Source organism: Acinetobacter sp. CIP-A165 (assembly GCF_000367985.1).
Classification (GTDB): Bacteria; Pseudomonadota; Gammaproteobacteria; order Pseudomonadales; family Moraxellaceae; genus Acinetobacter.
In genome coordinates this window covers 547,023-567,015 of record NZ_KB849201.1, presented here as the reverse complement: position 1 = coordinate 567,015, position 19,993 = coordinate 547,023, and the positions used below count along the sequence as shown (strand labels likewise).

Genomic DNA, 19,993 nt, shown 5'->3' with positions numbered 1-19,993 from the left:
GACGCGCAACGCAAAAAATATTATTTCAGGCATTCAAGGTTATCAAATGGTCGACATTCAACAAAGCTCAGCAACACACGAAGAAAATATCATTTTGTGTATGAAATGGGGAACCAAATACGGTGCTGAATACGTCAATCGTTTGTATAACATGGTCAAACGCCACCTGACTCTACCTTTTAAAATGGTCTGTCTCACTGATCGTACCGAAGGGATTGACCCCAATGTACAATGTTTCCCAATCCCACCTTTAGATTTACCAGCAGGTGCGCCTGAACGTGGTTGGAATAAACTTTCTACCTTTGAGCCTGATTTATACGGCTTGAAAGGTAATGCACTTTTTCTTGATCTTGATGTTGTGATTATTGATAACATTGATTGCTTCTTTCAAGAATCAGGTGAGTTCCTGGTTATCCATGATTGGAAACGTCCTTGGCGTGTCACAGGCAATAGCTCAGTTTATCGTTTTAAGTTGGGTGCTTTTTCTGGCATTTTGCCGTATTTCCGCGAAAACTTTGATGAAATCAGTCATAAATTTAGAAATGAGCAAGAATACTTATCTTGGTTTGTGCATAAAGAAGGTAAATTAAGCTACTGGAATAAAGAATGGTGTAAGAGCTATAAATACCATTGCTTAAGAAAAGTACCATTTGCTTATTTTCAGCCACCAATCAAACCAAAAGGTGCAAAAATTATTATTTTCCACGGTGAGATTAATCCGCCTGATGCAGTCAGCGGCGGCGGTGGGAAATGGTATCGTTATGTATTGCCATCGGATTGGATTAAAGACGCTTGGCAGTAAGTGTAACTGCGATAAGGACAAAAGAGTTTGATTTATGATAGTAATGTGGTTCCGTTAATTAGACCACTCAATTCAGTTTTATAAGTGATAAATCCGCTCTAAATATTTAAATTATGCTGCCATTACTTTTAGTAAATGTTGATCATAAAATTCATCCGGTGTTGCCTTATTCAAACTTGAATGAGGACGTATCATGTTATAAAAATCCAAATATTCAGCAATTGATTGTTTCGCTTGTTTAACCGTATCGTAAGCCTTCAAATAGACTTCCTCATGCTTCACGCTGCGCCATAAACGCTCAATCATTACATTATCCATCCATCGTCCTTTCCCATCCATACTGATACGGATATTTCGCAATTTTAACTCATTCAAAAATGCCTCGCTTGTGAATTGACTGCCTTGGTCTGTATTAAACACCTCAGGACAACCATATTTCACAATTGCTTCTTGCAACGCATCTATGCAAAAGCCTGTTTCCATACTGATCGATACACGATGAGCCAGTACTTTACGACTATGCCAATCTATAATTGCACACAGATAGACAAAGCCTTTAGCCATAGGAATGTACGTGATATCTGTACACCAGACTTGATTAGAGTGATCGATGACCATGTTTTTCAACAGATATGGGAAAATACGGTGTGCAAGATTAGGCTTACTGGTATTGGGTTTTGGATACAAGGCATGTATTCCCATCAAGCGCATTAAACGTCGGACTTTACGCCGACCTATTTGATGCCCTTGACGCTGTAGCATATCTCGTATCATTCGACTGCCCATAAATGGGTAGTCGAGATGAATTTCATCGATCAGGCGCATCAAACTCAAATCAGTTGATGAAATCTCTTTGGACTTGTAATACAACGTACTGCGATTGATTTGAATCAATTGCGATTGTTGTCGTACCGAAAGTTGATGGGTCTTATCGATCATTTTTTGCCGCTCAGCTGCCCTATTTTTCTGAGCGCACCTTCTAAAAAATCAATTTGCAATGCCTGATGTCCTATCTTGGCATGTAGAGCTTTGAGGTCAATCTCTGGTTCTTGTTGTGCTGTTGGTCGTGAAAAAATATTGACTGATTGCTCAAGCAGTTGATTTTTCCAATCGATGATTTGGTTTTGATGTAAATCGAATTGAGTAGAAAGTTCAGCGAGTGTGTGGTCGCCTTTAATTGCTGCGAGAGCAACTTTAACTTTAAACTCTGCTGAATGATTACGACGTTTTCTTCGTGTCATGGTTGACTCCAAAAACAAGCATTTCCCATGCTTATTGGGGAGTAGATTATCACTTATAGGCGTGGTCTAAAATCCTAGAACCACATCAATAGATACCATACAACCTATTGATATCGTGATTGCTTGGGTTGATGGGAGTGATCCTAAGTTAAAAAACAAGCGTCAACAATTTATAAATCCATCTGCACCATCAAATGCTGTAGAAGCCACCCGTTTTGCCAGTAATGATGAAATTTATTTTTGCATTGCCTCAATTCTAAAATATGTGCCGTATTGTGGAACAATCTATGTGGTGACAGATCAACAGTCACCACAATGGTTAGATCAATTTGAACAACAAAATCTTTGTGAAAAAGGTAAAATTAGAATCGTCGATCATACCGAATTATTTGAAGGCCATGAGTCTGCACTGCCGACGTTTAATTCATTGAGCATAGAAACGATGCTTTGGAATATCCGAGGGCTATCGGAGCGTTTTATTTATCTAAATGATGATTTCTTTTTTAATCGTATCTCTAATATCCATGATTTTTTAGATGCAGACCGTATGGTGGTCTATGGTCATTGGCAAAGTAATTTTATAAAAAAAATGAAATACATCATTCGTCGATTTCTCCAAGAAAAAATGGGGAAAATCGCGCAACCGAAATATTCAATTGCACAGATGTTAAGTGCAGATATGCTCGGTTTACCTAAATATTATGAACTACACCACCGTCCGCATATTCTCGATAAAACAATTTTAACTCAGTATTTTCAACAACATCCTAGTGTTTTAGCAAAGCAAATAAGTTTTAGATTTAGACATATCGACCAATTTTTGCCTGTAGGCTTGTCAAATCATTTAGCTATTCAGTCTAATCAAACGATTTTAAATGATGACGTTGAAATTGCCTATTTGAAAGATGGTCGTGATCTAGAACGGTTTATGCAGCAACTGAAAAAAGGCGAAACCAAGTTTGGCTGTATCCAAAGTCTAGATCAGTTAGAGCCAAATGCAGAGCAAACAGTACGTTCAGCATTGATCGATAAATTTAATGATGTTTTGCCGAGTCAGATTCGAGCAAATGTCGCAGTATAAGGTAGAGATCTCATATGAAAGTCGTAACTTATCTGATCAATCTTGAAGGTAGTGACCAACGCTTAGCCAATGCAACAGCCCAATTACAAAAAGAAAATTGGGCGTTTAGTCGTTTCCCCGCATACGATGGTCGAGGCAAAGCACTCACTGAGTTTGAAAATTATGATGATCAAAGCGCTCAAAAAATCTTAGGGCGTAGTTTGATCAGTTCAGAGCTCGGTTGTTATTTGAGTCACTATGGTTGTGCTGAAAAATTTTTAGAAACTGATGCTGATTATCTCGTAGTACTCGAAGATGATATTGATGTTTTACCGAACTTTAAGCAAAATCTAAACTCACTTTTAAGTTATCTCGATCAGCATAAAGAACTTGATTGGTATGTGGTGAACCTTGCTGCGAAAAAGAAAAAACTCGCAAAAGATATTGTTCAAATCCATGAATATACACTCTGGCATGCCTATTATTTCCCGATTCGCGGTGTGGGATTGGTTTGGTCAAGACAGGGGGCAGAAGCGTTTGTTCGACTTGGTAAAACGATGCAAGTTCCTGTCGATATTTTCTTCCAAAGTTGGTTAAGTAAAAATGGTAAAGGATTGGGAGTATGGCAACCCTTTGTGCAGCCGGCGGGTATAGATAGTGATATTTTAGGTACTGTTGCGACACAGGGTATCAAACGTAAAGATTTAGAAAACCGCAGTGCGTCTCATGGTTTAAAGAAGCAGAAGCGAATGTGGCGTGATCGTTTTTATGCTATTCGACATTTGATTTCTTAAAGGTTAGTCACTTGAGTGGATCACAATGCACCACATTATATTTATTTATAGCTGAGTATTTTGATGAAAATTTTTAAAAAATTATTCTATTTAGCAAAATTTCATTTGATGTATTCCTATAAGGTTAGGCATAAGAATAAAAAAATCGACAATTATGCGGGGATGCTCATATTTAACCCAACCGAGAAGAATATTGTTCTACCGAAAAAAATATGGATGTATTGGGAAAATGACATTCCCGAATTCGTTGAAAAGTGTATTGATCGGATGCGTGAGAAAAACCCTGATTATGAGGTTTTTGTGCTCAATCCAGATAATGTCAAGCAATATAGCCAAATTGACTTTAGCCTACTTAAAGATGCAACAGCCCAGCAAAAAGCTGATTTACTTAGATTTGATCTGATGTACCAGCACGGTGGTATTTGGTTAGATGCCAGTATTATTTTGTATGATAGCTTGGATTGGATATCGGATATTATGCAAAAAAATAAGACAGAGAACTTCGCATATTATCGACGGAAAAATACAACAAATTTGAGTTATCCTGTTTTAGAGAACTGGTTATTGGCCAGCGTTGGAAATCATCTTTTCTTTAAACAGTGGTATGATGAATTGTATTTAGCAATTCAACAGACACCCAAAAAATATATACAGCATATTAAAGCAACGGAATCAAATACTAAGGATATATTTCAACAGATCAGTAATCTAGAATACTTGGTGGCCTATGTTGCATGCCAAAAAATTATGAGAAAAAATTTCCCTAGTATTACTTTGATTGATTGTGATGAAAATGCATTCTATTACCAAGTCAAAAATAGATGGGTGAAAGAAAAAATATTAATCAATATGGCAATTAATTATCCAGCAGATGAATACCCGAAATTGATAAAACTGGCAGGGAAAGAGCGTAACTATTTATGCCAGTTTTATAATAAAGGTATGTATTTCGAAGGCTCGTTGATTGATATTTAGTCAGATGCGGTGGATTCTCATTTAATTTGGCTTAAATAGTTCCTGTTGGGTGAGCAGTATTGTATTTGGATGTTTAATTTTAGAATTGTATCTTTTTAAAGGACTCTATCGCACTCTGAGGCGAAAGGTTATAGACTTGAACATTCTGCTCTGAAAGGAATGTTGCGGCTGCATCAAATGCAGGAAAGATTAAATGTAAATATTGGTCTAGCATGGTCGGTTGCTTATTTTCGCTATTTTCATAAAAACGTGGTTGTGAGAAATTGTTCATATCTAGCCCAGCGATATAAATTTCTTTGAAACCAATAGCATAACAAACTTGCAGAGCAACGTAAGGTACAGTCAAATAGTCAAAAACAGCATTAAATATATTGGTTGAGAAGCCAAATTTGTCATATAAATGGAAATATGGTTTTGTTGGGTCAATCTTTTGCTTTTTACCCATAAAAGGTTCTATCGTGTCATCTTGAAGTATGGTCTCGATGATTTTGATTTGACACTTAATCTGACTCGGATCTATTTTATTTAAGATAATACCTAAACAGCGCGGTGTGGTAAAAAAAATACAATCACTTTCAAGTACTTTTAAGACAAGATCAAAGCGTTTAGTTGTAAAGTTAAAATCAATAATTACATAATATTTAAAATGAATATAATCGAGTGAGATGGCACCATTGACACCAATATAGTCATAATTAGGGTTTGAAAAAAAACGATGATCTATCTCTTTGATTGAAGGTCCTGTTGCAACCAATACACAGGTTTTTTTGTCGCTCTTAAATGGTTTTGTATGGTCGGCGATCAATCTTTTGTTGAAGAATAATTGCTCTAGGTCACCCTCGTCATTGCGAATGGCTTTGTAATACGGCCAATAACGTCGATTATGTTTATATGCTTTGGAATGAAAAGACTTATATAGGAATTTGAGAATATTCTTGGTGATGTGATTAAAAAAAAACTGTTGCATTGAGGATACCCAGTAATAAGTTTATCGCTGTAGCAATGGAGGCGAACCATGACTAACAGGTTAATTATATTATATCTTTAATGCAAAGAGTGCTCAGCGTGTCAAAAAATCTATATTGAATATTTTTCAATCGATGAACGGTACTCAGACATATATGGTCAACAGTACCGTTTTAAAGTGTGGGTTCACTCAATCATCTAAAGAAAACTTCTTCTTTTCTTTAAACGTAGACTTAAGATATTTGATCGATCGGCTGAACCAGTTCCCGTCATCTTCAGGGCGAGTTACCTTGTTACCCTGATAGTTAACTTGGGTGGCTTTTTGAAATGCGCCAAAAGGTTCCACTAGATAGTTTTCAGGTTTAAAACCATGATCCAAAGCTTCTTGATAGTATTGATCAAATAGCTCAACTAAATCCTGTCTTGGATGAGGCATGATTTTACCATCAAACCAATGTTTTTGGCCCGCAGCTTCAAGACGTGGTAGCGCATATTTGTGGCTAAATTGCGTCCCCATATCTGAGTAATGCAAAATTTTAATCTGTTCAATAGTTAAGCCTTCACCATCAATATTATTATAGGAATCTTGATAAGGTTGAACTAACTCAGGTTTGTCTTTCAAAAGTTGCATTAATTGTTTGTGGCTATTTGGATCTGCTTGGATCGCTTTCAAGGAAGGGAGGTATTGCTTTGCTTTTTCACAATCCCAAACACATGTACAAAGACGAGCTGTGCTTTTACCGCCTTTGGCAATCACGATGGCATCATGATGCATTGGGTGAGACCATAATTCAGCAATATCACAGAGTACAATGACATCAGCATCCATATAGATCGAACGACCTTCAAAGTTTGATGACTCCGCAACAGCCCAGCGGAAACCAGAAAAGGGTGTTGCCCATTTCTCAGTATGCCAGCCTTCATCGGCTTGTGGGTTGGTATACCATGGGCTTTGTGGATCGTGACTGAGTTGCATCCAAACAATTTCGACTTGATGTTGAGTATGTTTACGAATGCTGTAATCAAGCACCATCATTTGCTCGAGATCACAGTTATTGGGATCACAGCCCACAAAAATTTTAATTACTTCACTATTCATATCTGCAATACACTTCATAATATATAAATCAATGCAGTAGATAGAAATGGATCTCTAAAAATGCACTGCATGACGAATTAAAGCTAACATTGTAAGTCTATATTTTCAACATGACTAGGGTTGATGTGTGTTGAAACAAATTAGTCTAGAGGTTTCATATGGGGCATGGTTTTTAGGTAATACAAATGAGATATAGTTTGTGGTTGAATTTACAATATATAATATGAATAATACGTTAGATTTACTGCCTTAATATTGTGACCTGTTGTGGTTGATGAAGATTATACTATGAAAAATTTTGTGATTAGTCTCACGTTTGCTAATCAGCGTCGCGATCATATTCTCTCTATTTTTGAAAAACAATCGATCGAATTTAGTTTTTTTGATGCGATAACACCAATCACTCTGGAACAAGTTGCCAAGGATCTAGATTTAGATATTACAAAAACAGACTTAGCAAAAAGTGAAATAGCTTGTTTATTAAGTCATGCGGCATTGTGGAAAAAGGCAATTGATGAAAACCTGAGCTACATTGCTATTTTTGAAGATGATATACATTTAGGTGAAAATGCTGATCGCTTCTTGACGAAAAGTGATTGGATACCTGAAAACTGTTCAATTGTTAAACTAGAAGCTTTTTATCCCAAAGTTGGCGTGGCTTCATCCTCCTTTAGACCATTGCCAATGGAACGTAATCTATCATCATTAAAAACGGTACATATGGGCTGTGGTGGATATATTTTATCTCAGCAATCAGCTCGTGAATTACTATCACTATTAAAACAGTACGATAAGTTAATTCCTGTCGATCATATTGTTTTTAAAGATTATATGATGAAATTCCCTGATGGTATTTTTCAAATGTTACCTGCTCTCTGTATCCAAGATCACCTATTGGCGATGAGATATAATCTAGAGAACGAGCATAATAATTTCTCAAGCTTTTTAGAGCAAGACCGAAATATTCGTAAAGGTGAATATGAATATAAGGCTAAAAATAAGATGAAACGTAGTCTAACGCATAAAATACGAAGAGAAGGATTGCGCCCTGTTATCCAAATCATGAAGTGCTTTAAAGTGTTAGCGCGAAAGTTGAGAGGGGAGAGACTGGTAAAAGTTACATTTAAATAATTGTGTAACTTTTGGGTTTTAAGTAATCAGCTCTTTTTATAGAGGTCCTTAGAGCCTTTACCACCCTTAAACCGTTTATATCCCCACATATATTCACTAGGAAAACGGTTGATCATCTGTTCAACTGCTTTATTCAATGCTGTCGTTGCAATCTCGATATCTCGATCATAAAGTTGAGGATCATTTAGATCATCACAATACACCTCAAAACCTTCGCCATCTTCACGACGGAAGCAGCTTAATCCAACTAAACGACATTGAGTTTTTTGTGCCATTTTGCTGGCAAGGGTACTGGTCAAACACGGGATACCGAAAAACGGAACCACGACACCACCTGAAGGCTGAGGCACATGATCAGGCAGAATCACGCTAAAGCCACCCTGTTTGAGGTTTTTAAACAGCGCCTTCACACCATTGGCATCAGTAGGAACAAGTGTTGCATTGAGCCTCTGGCGAGCATGTAAAGCAAATGAATTAAAGCCACTATCTTTCATTGGCTTATACATGATGGTTGGGATGCCGTATTGATGTACCCACGCATTCATCATTTCCCAAGTTCCGAGATGCGGTGTAATGATCAATGCGCCTTTAGGGTCTTTTAAGGCATCTGTTAAGACATCTAATTGATGAACTTTCTGGATTTGTTGGATGCTCCATTCGGGCGACATAGCCCAACATTTTCCTGATTCGATATAGCTTAGACATTGTTTGACCACACTTTCTCGAGCCAGTTGTTCTTGTTGTTCAGGAGTTAATTCAGGATAAGCTAAACCTAGATTGATTCGCGTTTTCCACAACATGCTTTTGTTGGGATTTTGATTGATCAAATACGCTGCCACTTTTGCAATATTACGCAAAAATGGCAAAGGTAAAAGACGAAGCAGTGCGCTATAAAAGGACATTTGAATTAGTCTTTTTTATCTGCATTGCCTTTGAGCACCATGTATATCAGTGCGGCAAAAATCACTAATGCACCTGCTAGACTGCTGACGCAAAAATATAAAATTCGTTGATAGGTAGTCATATTGAAGAGTTCATTCGACAAGATGTAACGCATAAGAAACCATTGCGCAAGTGAAAACACAATAAGGACAATTGTGTGTCGACGCACATCTGGACGCATGGCCATGGGCAGATACCTTCAATAAAAAACTGGTTTATTATGCCATTAAAGAGAATCAATCTCAATTTACAAAAAAGGCGCTGTAAACAGCGCCTTTTCCTTGCTTAACGTTTTAAGCTTCTTTCTTTTGTTGTTCGCGTAAACGAATACCCAAATCACGCAATTGATTTGCTTCAACTGGTGCAGGTGCTTGAGTCAATGGACATTCAGCCGTTTTGGTTTTCGGGAATGCAATCACATCACGAATCGAAGATGCGCCTGTCATTAACATCACCAGACGATCTAAACCAAATGCTAAACCGCCATGTGGAGGTGCGCCATAACGTAATGCATTAAGCAAGAAGCTGAATTTTTCTTCTGCTTCTTCATCAGAAATACCTAAAGCTTCAAAGATCGCTTTTTGCATTTCTAAGTTATAAATACGTAATGAACCACCACCGACTTCAGTACCGTTGAGCACCATGTCGTAAGCAACCGAAAGTGCAGCACCTGGGTTATTCTTCACTTCTTCAACACTTGATTTTGGTAGTGTGAACGGGTGGTGAACCGAGGTCCATTTACCATCATCCGTTTCTTCAAACATTGGGAAGTCTACAACCCAAAGAGGAGCCCACTCACACGTCGCAAGATTCAAGTCATGACCGATCTTGACACGAAGAGCACCCATCGCGTCATTGACGACTTTAGCTTTATCCGCACCAAAGAACACGATATCGCCATCTTGAGCGCCGACACGTTCTAACAGTTCAAGTACGATTGGCTCGATGAATTTAACGATTGGAGATTGAAGACCTTCAATACCTTTTGCCAATTCATTGACTTTGATATATGCCAAACCTTTCGCGCCGTAGATGCCGACGAATTTGGTATATTCATCAATCGCACTACGTGGTAATGATGCTGCGCCTGGAACACGTAAAGCAACGATACGACCTTTAGGGTCTTTAGCAGGCCCCGCGAACACTTTGAACTCAACTTCTTGCATCAGATCAGCAACATCGATGAGTTTCAACGGAATACGCATATCAGGTTTGTCTGACGCATAATCACGCATTGCATCCGCATAAGTCATACGTTGGAATTTATCGAATTTAACACCAAGAAGTTCATCGAACATCTTCACTGTTAAGACTTCCATCAAATCCATGATGTCATCGTCACTCATGAACGATGTTTCAACGTCGATTTGGGTAAATTCAGGCTGGCGATCAGCACGCAAGTCTTCATCACGGAAGCATTTAGCGATTTGATAGTAACGATCAATACCACCGACCATCAGTAATTGTTTAAACAATTGTGGTGATTGTGGCAGAGCGTAAAAGCTACCATTTGAAACACGACTAGGCACGAGATAGTCACGCGCACCTTCTGGTGTTGCACGAGTGAGAATCGGTGTTTCAACGTCCAAGAAACCATTGTCTTCGAAATAGTTACGAATTAAGTTGGTTAATTTAGAACGGAAACGCAGACGGTCTAACATTTCTGGACGACGAATATCCAAGAAACGATATTTCAAACGAATTTCTTCAGAAATATTGGTATTTTCATCATTCAAAGGGAAAGGCGGCGTTTCTGAAGCAGCAAGTACTTCAATCTCTTTCCCTAAAACTTCAATTTGACCACTCACCATATTGGCATTTTCAGTGCCTTCATAGCGGCGACGAACGCGACCAGTAATTTTTAAAACAAATTCTGAACGTGCTTTATCCGCAGTCGCAAAAGCTTCTGGAGTATCTGGATCAATGACCACTTGCACGAGACCATCGCGGTCGCGCATATCAAGGAAAATCACACCGCCATGGTCACGGCGACGATGAACCCAACCACATAAAGTTACGGTTTGATCGATTTGGGCTTCAGTTAAAGAGCCACAGTAATGAGTGCGCATCATATTGAATTATTTATCCAAACTATATTGGCTGTAAAGGTGAATGCGTAAACAGCGCAGCACCAATGAAGAGGGAGATTATGCCTTGTTGAGCGGATTGTCTCAAGTCTTAAGCGGGTTTATTGGCACTTCACAAATGCTGAGGTGATTTTCGATCGAAAAATAACAATAATAAGCAAGAGAGTGTGAAGATCGTTAGTCCTGTTTGAGTAAATTCATTGATTGATTTACCGATGAAAAAATAAGGCTCTTTCATCCAAATCTCGGATGCGATATGACGATTATAATCCCAAAGTGATAACAGTCCGCCAATGATTGAAATGACCAGACTAATCCATACAAAAACTTTAAACGCCTTTGGAGCAACCCAATTTTGCTTATGTTTTTGGTAATAACCTAAACACATCCAAAAGATAAAGGGCAGTGCAATAATGGATGAGCCAATCTGTAAAACGAAATGTAATGGATAATTAAAGCCAAACAATGAGATTTGCTGAGCAAGCATTGTTTTAAATGCAAAAGTACGGAAATCTAAATGGGTGAGTCCATCCCAAATCAGATGTGTTGCAGTTCCCACGATAACCGCAAAACAACTCATCAAACTAAAGGAAATAAAACGGTCAAATGAGTGGATATGTAAAGGATCTTGGATCGCAAACAGACGGTAGATCACTGGACGATAAAGTAAATACCACAGGATGCAAAAGAATAGGCCAATTGGAAGATTTGGAAATAAAATGCCGCTCCATTGGTGGGTCAGTGCAATATTTCCTTGTGTAAATAAACGATAAAGATCTGGTGTCATGCAGCCGATGGCTAAAGCTGCAATGGGCAAATGACCTTTACTGATTTTTGATAACGGTGGTGCAAGAACTGCATGAGACAGGGTAAAAGGCATATCGTTAGAAAACGAGTTTTTTAAAATCATGGAGCGACAGTGTAGCAAATGTTTTTTTCAGCTATGTTTTTTATTGCAAATTAAGTGAAATGTTATAGTATAACAATTAATATTTGAGCTGATCCGAGACACGGTATGTCATTTTCAAAAAGTATTCTGACTTTATCTATATTAGCTGCTGCATCAGTTTCATCATTTGCAGCAGAAAATGAGCAAGTTAAAACATTAGAAACAATACGAATTAAAGCGCATCCGCTTGAGCAAACTTCACAGGACTTTGCGGTTGCAGATACGGTGGTTGATCAAAAAACTTTAGCGCAAGGTGCAGTTACCATTGGGGATGCATTAGCCAACGAAGTTGGTATTTATTCTAACCAGTTTGGTGCTGGTTCAAGCCGTCCTGTGATTCGTGGACAAGACGGTGCACGTGTTAAAGTGTTGCAAAACTCCTCTGAAAATATTGACGTTTCAACCCTTTCACCTGACCATGCTGTGACTGTCGATCCAGCATTGGCTTCGCAGGTTGAAGTGATTCGCGGGCCATCAACATTATTATTTGGCGCTGGTACTGTCGGTGGTTTGGTCAATGTAACGGACAACAAAATCCCAACCCAAATGCCAGAAAAGGGTTATGAAGGCAATGTGGGTCTACGTTTCAACACGGGCAGTGATGAAAAACTAGCAAGTGCTGGTGTAACTGTCGGTTTAGGTGACCAAGTTGCCCTGCGTGTTGAAGGACTCAAGCGCGAAGCAAATGATTATATCGCTCCTAATTACTTCCATGAGGGTGAAAGGGAACGTCGAGTCGACAATACTTTTGCGGAAGGTCAAACGGTAAATGTCGGTTTGTCTTGGATCTATGATCGTGGTTTTACTGGTATTTCATATAGTAACCGTCAAGATAAATATGGTTTGCCTGGACACAGCCATGAATATGAAAGTTGTGATGCGCACCTAACGGGACGACCTCACTTACATTGTGGCGATCATGATCATGGACATGGCGGTCATGATGACCACGACCACGACCACGACCACGAACATGCACATGGCGGGCCATGGATTGACCTAAAGTCTGAGCGTTATGACTTCCGTACAGAATTAGATGACCCTTTTGCAGGCTTTAAAAAGATGCGTGCACAAGCGAGCTATACCGACTATCGCCATGATGAACTTGAAGAAGATACCATCACAACCCGATTTAAAAACAAAGGTTATGATGGGCGTTTTGAGCTGGTTCATAATCCACTCGGTGCATGGGAAGGGGTGATTGGAACGCAATACAGTCAGCAAAAACTTACATTAACGGGTGAAGAAGCGTTCTTGGCACCAAATACCACCAAGAAATGGAGTGTATTTGCTTTAGAACACGCACAATTCAATGATGTCCATGTTGAACTCGCAGCACGTGCGGATAAACAAAAGATCGATATTGATGATTCAAGCAAGAAAGATTTTGATGGCTCAGCTTATTCATTCTCTGGTGCAGCCAACTGGGAATTTGCCCCAGATTACAAGTTGTCTTTTGTTGCCTCTCATCAACAACGTTTGCCAATGGCGCAAGAGTTGTACGCAAATGGCAAACACTTTGCGACCAATACCTATGAATTGGGTAATGATCAGTTGAAGAAAGAGAAATCAAACAATGTAGAACTTGGTTTCCATTATGACAATAACACCTTTGATTACCATGTACACGTCTACCATAACTGGTTTGATGACTACATCTTTGCACAAACTTTAGATCGTTACGAAGATTTCCGTTTGGTTGAATATACGCAAGATAAAGCGCGTTTCTACGGTGCAGAAGCTGAAGCAGGCTATCAAATCTCACCAATCTATAAAGTCAGCTTATTCGGTGACTATGTACGCGGCAAGATCGACAATGAAAATGCACCACGTGTACCCGCTGGTCGTGTCGGAACTAAAGTAAAAGCTGATTTTGGTGATGGATACAGCGGTTCGGCTGAGTACTATCATGTATTCCAGCAAAATAAGATTGCAGCATATGAAACAGATACCCAAAGTTATAATATGTTGAATCTTGGTGTGGCGTATTCAGGTCAATATAGTAATGCTGGGGATTATCGTGTCTTCCTAAATGCCAATAACGTTTTGGATGAAAAGGTGTATCAACATGCTTCATTCTTATCGACGATTCCACAAGTTGGGCGTAACTTTACTGTAGGTGTAAACTTTAGCTTCTAAGCTTAAGTAAAATTGAGTATAAAATTTTGATTTTATAAACGATCACCAAATTAGCATTGAAAAATCAAAGCATAAGCTCTAGCCTTAATCCATTAGGCTAGGGCTTTTTCTGTTTATATGCGTATCTTCCAACGAATCCATCAAAAATTAAACTGGTCAGGTCGGCGTTACATGGCAGTCATATTGAGTATTTTGGTGATTGGGTATCTTGCTTCTGCAATTTACCATACCGTAAAACCACTTCCGAAAGGATTGGATTTTACTGGTCAACTACGGCATGCCAATGTGAAGTTCTTAGCTGATCAGACCTATCTAGATGCTCAGGGTCAGCAGCAAGTTGATCAGCAGATTTTTAAAGCAGTGTTTCAGTTGATTGAGGATGCCAGAAGCACCATTGTTTTGGATATGTTTCTATTCAATCAAGAAGTGGGCGCATCTAAAGTAAAGCAGTTTACCTTGATGCAACAGTTGACTGACGCTTTGATTGCCAAGCGCCATGAAAATCCATTGATACAAATTGTGGTGATTACCGATCCCATTAATTCTGTTTATGGTGGGCTTAAACCAAAGCATTATGAACAACTCCGTCAAGCTCACATTGAAGTCATTGAAACCGATTTAAAACCATTACGTGCATCGAATCCGCTGTGGTCGGGGTTTTGGTATATCTGTTGTCAAGATGTCGGCAATAATCCAGAAAAAGGCTGGCTTAAAAATCCATTTGGTGAGCATAAGATCACGCTACGCAGTTATCTCGCATTGTTTAATTTTAAAGCCAATCATCGTAAAACCTTAGTGGTGGATACTGAGGATGGTTGGAAAAGTCTAGTGACTTCTGCAAATCCGCACGATGGAAGTTCACATCATAGCAATGTGGCGTTAGTGGTGGATGGTGCTACAGCAATTGATATGCTGCAAACTGAACAGGCTGTTGCGCAAATGTCGCAAGGGGGCAGTCCAATTGTGATCATGGGTGAGCTAACGGAAGATAAAAGCTTGCCACAGGTTCAGGTGCTGACTGAAAAAGCAATTTATGATGCAGTATTGGAAATGATAAACACGGCTAAACAAGATGAACATTTGGATATCGCGATGTTCTACTTGTCTGAACGGAAGATTATTTCAGCATTAAAGCAAGCTAAACAGCGTGGTGTCCGCATCCGTATGGTGCTTGATCCGAATAAAGATGCATTTGGTCGTCAAAAGAATGGTATGCCAAATCGACAAGTGGCTTCTGAACTCAATGCTGTTGGTATTCCAATTCGCTGGTGTGATACGCATGGTGAGCAATGCCACAGTAAAATGCTGTTGAAATACAATTCTCAACAAGCTGAGTTGATATTAGGTTCTGCAAACCTAACGGCACGCAATCTGAAAAACTATAATCTTGAAACCAATATGCGTGTGATTGGTTCAGCTCAAGCGCAGGTGTTTAAGGATGCGGGACAGTATTTTGATTCTTCTTGGAACAATGCGAATGGTCGTCAAGTGACGCTTGACTATAAAAAGTATGCTGATGATTCGAAATCGAAATATTGGCTGTATCGTTTTATGGAATGGTCGGGGCTATCGACTTTTTGAAGAAAAAAGAAAAGAGGCGTAATGCCTCTTTTTTATTATGGGCTAGGCGGAACTAAGGCATCCAAATCTTTATCGCTTAACTTTTCTAATTCATTGAGATCGGTTTTAATCGCCCACTGCTTTTCATCATCAACAGGATTCGGCAAACGACCTTCTAACCAGTCACAAACGACATCCGGCGTAAAGTCTGCATGATTACATTGAATCACCCAAGCTAAAAAGTCTTTGGCTTCACCATTCATATACGGTGGGGGCGATACAGGAAAGAATTGTGTCGGTAAACGTTCATTGGTGGATAAATAATTCAGTACATGCCCTAGTTCTTGAACCGTTTGCCAAGCGAGTGGATGTTGTACATCAATGCTAAATTTAAACCACCACGCATGTTTACCATCTGAGCCATGCGCAACAATACGAGACTCTTGAACGCTAGGAACATGACAAAAAAACTGATAGAGACGATCAAAGTTCATTTCCGACACAGCTATTGACTCAAAACTGAAAAATGGATTCTAGCATATTCTAAAAGTGAGCTAAAAATGGCCTCCTTATTTCATCCTCAATCTGCGCTAAAAAGTATAGAAAGGTAACAGTCGCTGCTGCTTTTTTGTTCTAAAATAAGACAATAGTACTCAATATGGGGAGAGCGCAATGCTGCAATCTAAATATTATCATTATGCTTTGATTGGTGTGTTCAGCTGTTTCCCTACACTGCTGTATGCCGACAATGCTTGGGGTGGTTATAGTGGGGTAGAGCGTCGTTCATACCATCAAACGTCGCCGTCTTATCAAGCGCCTGCGCAAGACCCATTTGCATTTTCAAATCAGCGTTATACTCCGACAGCACCGCCGAAAGGATATTACTATCAGCCTTACCAAAACAGCCATCCTTATCCTCACTATCCACAGCCGCGAGTACGGATAGAGTATTATCCAGATACTCAAACTGAGTACCGCTATAGTCGAGAGTCTTTCGTCGTTGGCAATGCCTTGCCGAGTGAGTTTCGTAGTGAGCGTTATGTGGTTCGGGATTGGGGATATTATTCATTGCGCGAACCACCAAAAGGGCGACACTGGGTGATGGTTGATGGTCGTTACTTTCTGGTCACCAATGATAACTTCACCATTGAGATTATTCGTTGATAAATAGAAGTGCTGGAGATTCGCTCAGGCGATAGCTCTCCACAATTTCTTGGATATCATTACAAAGCTTTGCAATGTCCTTTGTTTTATTCATGGTTTCTCCTTGAGTTTCTTTTAATCTGAGTTCAGATCAAAACACAGAGGATCAAAGAATGAAAAAGACATTGGTATTGCTTGTTTCAGCCCTTATGCTAGGCATGTCAGCATCTGCGATGGCGGACTCATCAAATCGTTGGAAAAACGAGCATAAAGATCGTTACGATCAACGCTATGATCACCGTCAAGACCATCGTAACCCGCCTCACTGGTCAAATGCCAACAAAGGGCATCATTATGGTCAACGCATTAGCTTTAAACGTGGAGAACGTTTACCATCACAGTTCCGTAGTAGCCGTTATGTCGTATCAAACTATCGCCAGCATCGCCTGTATCAACCACCGCGTGGTTATAAGTGGATGCAAGTACAAGGTCGCTATGTGCTAGTCGATTCCAAATATCGTGTGTATCGTGTTGCATAAGTATGGTCAAAAATCCAAGCAGGCATTTGCCTGCTTTTTTTATGCCAGTTCATCATCTTGTGGTTTTGGTGTTTTGTTGGCAGCTAAAGCTTGTTCTTGATCTTTACCGCGAAGCACAGAAGGATAATGCCATGATGCAAAACGCACCACTAAGATGGCGGCTGCCAAAATTAAAATAGAGCCAGTAATGATCACTAAATCCATGGATGCTTTATGATTATGTTGAATATCGGCAATCAGAAGGCGAGTCAGTGCGGTAATGGCGATATAAATCAGAAAGCGCACAGGCATGTGATTGGTTTTGAAATAGATACCGACCATGGCACCGAGTTCAAGATAAATAAACAGCAGTAGGATATCGTCAATCGTTGCGTATTGTTTAACCGTCAGCATTTCGATGATGGTATGCACTGCTGACCAAGCAATCATACAGCCGATAATAAACAGCGCAGTATAATGAAAAGCCTCTACCGCATAGTGGCCTAGACGATCGAATAAGCGGTGATAGCTTGCAAGTTTATCTTTTGAGTTCGGCATAGCAATAACGACTCTCAGCATGATGATAAGAATGTTATGCAAGTTCTGTGCTGCTTTTATGAAAAGTGGATATAAAAAAACTGCCTAAACCAAATGATTTAGGCAGTTTTGATTAGCTTAGTAAAAATTAAGCTTGATTGGTGAAGTAATCTTCACTGAAGTTCATTAGCAAGTCAGAACCTGCTTCAACTTTCTTAATGCGTGAATCTAACTCAGGCAAGATACGCGTTACAAAGTATTGCGCTAAGGCAAGTTTGTTTTGGTAGAAATCACCAGACTTGTCTTTAGCTGCCGCAGCAATCTTAGCGAACATATAAGCAAAGCTGAGTAAGCCAACCGCATGCAAGTAATCAACTGCAGCAGCATTAGGGAAGTCTACATTTTCAGCCGCTTGTTCAATAATGAACTGGGTAACTGCTTCAATTTCAGTTGCAGCATCTAGTGTTGCATCTTTAATGAAGTTTAAATCAGCATCTAAGGTATTGGCAAAGTCACGGATTTCAGTGATGTATTCTGCAATGAATGCACCGCCACATTTAATGGTTTTACGACCAATTAAGTCTTGAGATTGAACGCCGTTGGTACCTTCGTAGATTTGAGCAATACGAAGATCACGAATACATTGTTCCATACCCCATTCACGAATATAACCGTGACCACCAAAGACCATTTGTGCATCTAAAGTCGCTTGGAACGCGGTATCCGTAAGGTATGCTTTTGCGATTGGTGTTAACAATGCAACACGGTTGTTGGCTTGCTTTACTGCTTCAGGATCAGTCGAGAACTTGGTGATATCCAGTTGTTGACCGACATAGACTGCAAATGCACGAGAAGCTTCATTGTTAGCACGTACGTTGAGTAGCATACGACGAACATCGCCATGTACTAAGATGCTATCAGCAGGTTTGTTTGGTGATTGAGCACCGGCAGCGCTGCGACCTTGTAAACGGTCAGTCGCATATTGTGCTGCATTTTGATAGGCAAATTCAGAAGCGCCAAGACCTTGGATACCCATCGATAAACGTTCGTAGTTCATCATCACGAACATTGCTGCAAGACCTTCATTTTCTTTGCCAACGAGGTAACCTTTTGCACCGTCAAAGTTCATGACACAAGTTGCAGATGCTTTGATCCCCATTTTGTGTTCGATAGAGCCTGGACCAACTGGGTTACGTTCGCCTAAAGAACCATCTTCATTTACAAGGTACTTCGGTACGATGAATAAAGAAATACCGCGTGAGCCAGCAGGGGCATCAGGGGTTTTCGCAAGCACGAGGTGAATAATGTTTTCTGCTAAATCGTTATCACCACCAGTGATGAAGATTTTAGTACCCGTAATGTTATAAGTACCGTCTTCGTTACGTTCAGCTTTAGTTTTGATAATACCTAAATCAGTACCTGCATGTGGTTCTGTTAAGCACATGGTACCTGACCATTCGCCAGAATAGATCTTAGGTAAGTAAGTTTCTTTTTGTGCTTGTGATGCATAGCTGTTTAACGCCATACCAGCACCCACAGAAAGCAGTGGGTAAAGCATGAACGATGGGTTGGTTGCAAATAACATCTCATCAGAAAGTACAGTCAGCATCTTTGGCATTGCTTGACCGCCCCATTCTTCTTCAGCACCTAAACCGATCCAACCGCCTTCAGCGTATTGACGGAAAGCTTCTTTAAAGCCTGTAGGTGTGAATACTTCACCATTTTCCCAACGCGCGCCTTCTTCATCACCTGTGCGGTTAAGCGGGTGAGTGACGTTTTGAGCAAATTTAGCCATTTCTTCTAAAATTGCTTCAGCGGTTGCAGCATCTACATGAGCAAGTTTCTCATTAGACTGCCAAAATTGTTCTGCTTTAAATACATCATTTAAGATGAATTTCATGTCTGCTAAAGGCGCGTTGTAAACTGGCATAATCGTTCCCTTATACGCACAACTTATGTGCAAAGTGATCAAATAAAACGAAGAAATAAATCAATGCTATAAATTTAGCACTGATTAAACAAAAAAAGGACGGTCAAAACTGACCAGTCC

The 19,993-nt window shown here is 39.6% G+C and carries 19 protein-coding genes; 9 read left to right on the top strand and 10 right to left on the bottom strand.

Going from position 1 to position 19,993, the window contains the following annotated elements; translation table 11 throughout:
- The first annotated feature begins 46 nt into the window (after nucleotides 1-46).
- On the top strand, nucleotides 47-802 hold the full coding sequence (locus tag F991_RS05360; protein WP_004669580.1) for a hypothetical protein: 756 nt from the start codon (nucleotides 47-49) through the stop codon (nucleotides 800-802).
- A 111-nt stretch (nucleotides 803-913) separates the two neighbouring features.
- On the opposite strand, the gene F991_RS05355 is transcribed toward F991_RS05360, so the two are convergent.
- Nucleotides 914-2,043 (bottom strand): IS3-like element ISAcsp5 family transposase gene (locus F991_RS05355; protein WP_100222370.1). Its coding sequence is split into 2 segments (ribosomal slippage): nucleotides 914-1,791 and nucleotides 1,791-2,043, totalling 1,131 coding nucleotides; the frame shifts between segments, so codons are not numbered across the junction.
- An 88-nt stretch (nucleotides 2,044-2,131) separates the two neighbouring features.
- Between F991_RS05355 and F991_RS05345 the strand changes: the two genes are divergently transcribed.
- From F991_RS05345 to F991_RS05335, 3 genes are all read left to right on the top strand, one after another.
- Nucleotides 2,132-3,124: a Stealth CR1 domain-containing protein gene (locus F991_RS05345; RefSeq protein ID WP_081398949.1), complete on the top strand. Its 993-nt coding sequence runs from the start codon at nucleotides 2,132-2,134 to the stop codon at nucleotides 3,122-3,124.
- Nucleotides 3,125-3,138: 14 nt separating this feature from the next.
- Nucleotides 3,139-3,897: a glycosyltransferase family 25 protein gene (locus F991_RS05340; RefSeq protein ID WP_004669578.1), complete on the top strand. Its 759-nt coding sequence runs from the start codon at nucleotides 3,139-3,141 to the stop codon at nucleotides 3,895-3,897.
- A 63-nt stretch (nucleotides 3,898-3,960) separates the two neighbouring features.
- Nucleotides 3,961-4,872, top strand: coding sequence for a glycosyltransferase family 32 protein (locus tag F991_RS05335; RefSeq protein ID WP_004669577.1), 912 nt, complete (start codon nucleotides 3,961-3,963; stop codon nucleotides 4,870-4,872).
- A gap of 79 nt (nucleotides 4,873-4,951) precedes the next feature.
- On the opposite strand, the gene F991_RS05330 is transcribed toward F991_RS05335, so the two are convergent.
- Together F991_RS05330 and F991_RS05325 are read right to left on the bottom strand one after the other, a co-directional pair.
- Nucleotides 4,952-5,839, bottom strand: a complete 888-nt coding sequence (locus tag F991_RS05330; RefSeq protein WP_004669576.1) for a hypothetical protein — start codon at nucleotides 5,837-5,839, stop codon at nucleotides 4,952-4,954.
- A gap of 189 nt (nucleotides 5,840-6,028) precedes the next feature.
- Nucleotides 6,029-6,937: a glycosyl transferase gene (locus F991_RS05325; RefSeq protein WP_034595447.1), complete on the bottom strand. Its 909-nt coding sequence runs from the start codon at nucleotides 6,935-6,937 to the stop codon at nucleotides 6,029-6,031.
- 288 nt (nucleotides 6,938-7,225) lie between these two features.
- Here F991_RS05325 and F991_RS05320 point away from each other — a divergent pair, with 288 nt between their 5' ends.
- The gene (locus F991_RS05320) at nucleotides 7,226-8,068 is read left to right on the top strand and encodes a glycosyltransferase family 25 protein (protein WP_034595446.1); all 843 of its coding nucleotides are present in this window, start codon (nucleotides 7,226-7,228) and stop codon (nucleotides 8,066-8,068) included.
- Nucleotides 8,069-8,094: 26 nt separating this feature from the next.
- Here F991_RS05320 and F991_RS05315 read toward each other — a convergent pair whose 3' ends face one another.
- From F991_RS05315 to F991_RS05300, 4 genes are all read right to left on the bottom strand, one after another.
- Nucleotides 8,095-8,970, bottom strand: a complete 876-nt coding sequence (locus F991_RS05315) for a lysophospholipid acyltransferase family protein (protein ID WP_004669573.1) — start codon at nucleotides 8,968-8,970, stop codon at nucleotides 8,095-8,097.
- 5 nt (nucleotides 8,971-8,975) lie between these two features.
- The gene (locus tag F991_RS05310) at nucleotides 8,976-9,197 is read right to left on the bottom strand and encodes a hypothetical protein (RefSeq protein ID WP_004669570.1); all 222 of its coding nucleotides are present in this window, start codon (nucleotides 9,195-9,197) and stop codon (nucleotides 8,976-8,978) included.
- A 106-nt stretch (nucleotides 9,198-9,303) separates the two neighbouring features.
- Nucleotides 9,304-11,082, bottom strand: coding sequence for an aspartate--tRNA ligase (aspS, locus tag F991_RS05305; protein WP_004669569.1), 1,779 nt, complete (start codon nucleotides 11,080-11,082; stop codon nucleotides 9,304-9,306).
- A 127-nt stretch (nucleotides 11,083-11,209) separates the two neighbouring features.
- Nucleotides 11,210-11,977 (bottom strand): DUF4184 family protein, encoded by a 768-nt coding sequence (locus F991_RS05300; protein ID WP_034595402.1) that lies wholly within the window; start codon nucleotides 11,975-11,977, stop codon nucleotides 11,210-11,212.
- 135 nt (nucleotides 11,978-12,112) lie between these two features.
- Between F991_RS05300 and znuD the strand changes: the two genes are divergently transcribed.
- Both znuD and F991_RS05290 read left to right on the top strand, forming a co-directional pair.
- Nucleotides 12,113-14,185 (top strand): zinc piracy TonB-dependent receptor ZnuD, encoded by a 2,073-nt coding sequence (gene znuD, locus F991_RS05295; protein WP_004669565.1) that lies wholly within the window; start codon nucleotides 12,113-12,115, stop codon nucleotides 14,183-14,185.
- Nucleotides 14,186-14,302: 117 nt separating this feature from the next.
- Nucleotides 14,303-15,766 carry a phospholipase D family protein gene (locus F991_RS05290; RefSeq protein ID WP_171063399.1) on the top strand — a complete coding sequence of 488 codons (1,464 nt, stop codon included), beginning with the start codon at nucleotides 14,303-14,305 and terminating at the stop codon, nucleotides 15,764-15,766.
- A 35-nt stretch (nucleotides 15,767-15,801) separates the two neighbouring features.
- Here the strand turns inward: F991_RS05290 and F991_RS05285 are convergent, their stop codons facing one another.
- Nucleotides 15,802-16,248 (bottom strand): hypothetical protein, encoded by a 447-nt coding sequence (locus tag F991_RS05285; RefSeq protein WP_171063398.1) that lies wholly within the window; start codon nucleotides 16,246-16,248, stop codon nucleotides 15,802-15,804.
- Nucleotides 16,249-16,417: 169 nt separating this feature from the next.
- Here F991_RS05285 and F991_RS05280 point away from each other — a divergent pair, with 169 nt between their 5' ends.
- Nucleotides 16,418-16,909: an RcnB family protein gene (locus tag F991_RS05280; protein WP_004669559.1), complete on the top strand. Its 492-nt coding sequence runs from the start codon at nucleotides 16,418-16,420 to the stop codon at nucleotides 16,907-16,909.
- Between the two features lie 152 nt (nucleotides 16,910-17,061).
- Nucleotides 17,062-17,427, top strand: a complete 366-nt coding sequence (locus F991_RS05275) for an RcnB family protein (protein ID WP_004669556.1) — start codon at nucleotides 17,062-17,064, stop codon at nucleotides 17,425-17,427.
- A gap of 39 nt (nucleotides 17,428-17,466) precedes the next feature.
- Here F991_RS05275 and F991_RS05270 read toward each other — a convergent pair whose 3' ends face one another.
- Both F991_RS05270 and F991_RS05265 read right to left on the bottom strand, forming a co-directional pair.
- Nucleotides 17,467-17,964: a phosphate-starvation-inducible protein PsiE gene (locus F991_RS05270; protein ID WP_004669554.1), complete on the bottom strand. Its 498-nt coding sequence runs from the start codon at nucleotides 17,962-17,964 to the stop codon at nucleotides 17,467-17,469.
- 127 nt (nucleotides 17,965-18,091) lie between these two features.
- Nucleotides 18,092-19,873 (bottom strand): acyl-CoA dehydrogenase C-terminal domain-containing protein, encoded by a 1,782-nt coding sequence (locus tag F991_RS05265; protein ID WP_004669552.1) that lies wholly within the window; start codon nucleotides 19,871-19,873, stop codon nucleotides 18,092-18,094.
- Nucleotides 19,874-19,993: the final 120 nt, after the last annotated feature.

Excerpts from the sequence above, each read along its gene's own strand:
- F991_RS05300 (WP_034595402.1), bottom strand. The coding sequence starts at position 11,977 with ATGCCTTTTACCCTGTCTCATGCAGTTCTTGCACCACCGTTATCAAAA.
- F991_RS05270 (WP_004669554.1), bottom strand. The coding sequence starts at position 17,964 with ATGCCGAACTCAAAAGATAAACTTGCAAGCTATCACCGCTTATTCGAT.
- aspS (WP_004669569.1), bottom strand. The coding sequence starts at position 11,082 with ATGATGCGCACTCATTACTGTGGCTCTTTAACTGAAGCCCAAATCGAT.
- F991_RS05280 (WP_004669559.1), top strand. The coding sequence starts at position 16,418 with ATGCTGCAATCTAAATATTATCATTATGCTTTGATTGGTGTGTTCAGC.
- F991_RS05315 (WP_004669573.1), bottom strand. The coding sequence starts at position 8,970 with ATGTCCTTTTATAGCGCACTGCTTCGTCTTTTACCTTTGCCATTTTTG.
- F991_RS05330 (WP_004669576.1), bottom strand. The coding sequence starts at position 5,839 with ATGCAACAGTTTTTTTTTAATCACATCACCAAGAATATTCTCAAATTC.
- F991_RS05310 (WP_004669570.1), bottom strand. The coding sequence starts at position 9,197 with ATGGCCATGCGTCCAGATGTGCGTCGACACACAATTGTCCTTATTGTG.
- F991_RS05325 (WP_034595447.1), bottom strand. The coding sequence starts at position 6,937 with ATGAATAGTGAAGTAATTAAAATTTTTGTGGGCTGTGATCCCAATAAC.
- F991_RS05275 (WP_004669556.1), top strand. The coding sequence starts at position 17,062 with ATGAAAAAGACATTGGTATTGCTTGTTTCAGCCCTTATGCTAGGCATG.
- F991_RS05340 (WP_004669578.1), top strand. The coding sequence starts at position 3,139 with ATGAAAGTCGTAACTTATCTGATCAATCTTGAAGGTAGTGACCAACGC.
- F991_RS05290 (WP_171063399.1), top strand. The coding sequence starts at position 14,303 with ATGCGTATCTTCCAACGAATCCATCAAAAATTAAACTGGTCAGGTCGG.
- F991_RS05265 (WP_004669552.1), bottom strand. The coding sequence starts at position 19,873 with ATGCCAGTTTACAACGCGCCTTTAGCAGACATGAAATTCATCTTAAAT.
- F991_RS05335 (WP_004669577.1), top strand. The coding sequence starts at position 3,961 with ATGAAAATTTTTAAAAAATTATTCTATTTAGCAAAATTTCATTTGATG.
- znuD (WP_004669565.1), top strand. The coding sequence starts at position 12,113 with ATGTCATTTTCAAAAAGTATTCTGACTTTATCTATATTAGCTGCTGCA.
- F991_RS05360 (WP_004669580.1), top strand. The coding sequence starts at position 47 with ATGGTCGACATTCAACAAAGCTCAGCAACACACGAAGAAAATATCATT.
- F991_RS05320 (WP_034595446.1), top strand. The coding sequence starts at position 7,226 with ATGAAAAATTTTGTGATTAGTCTCACGTTTGCTAATCAGCGTCGCGAT.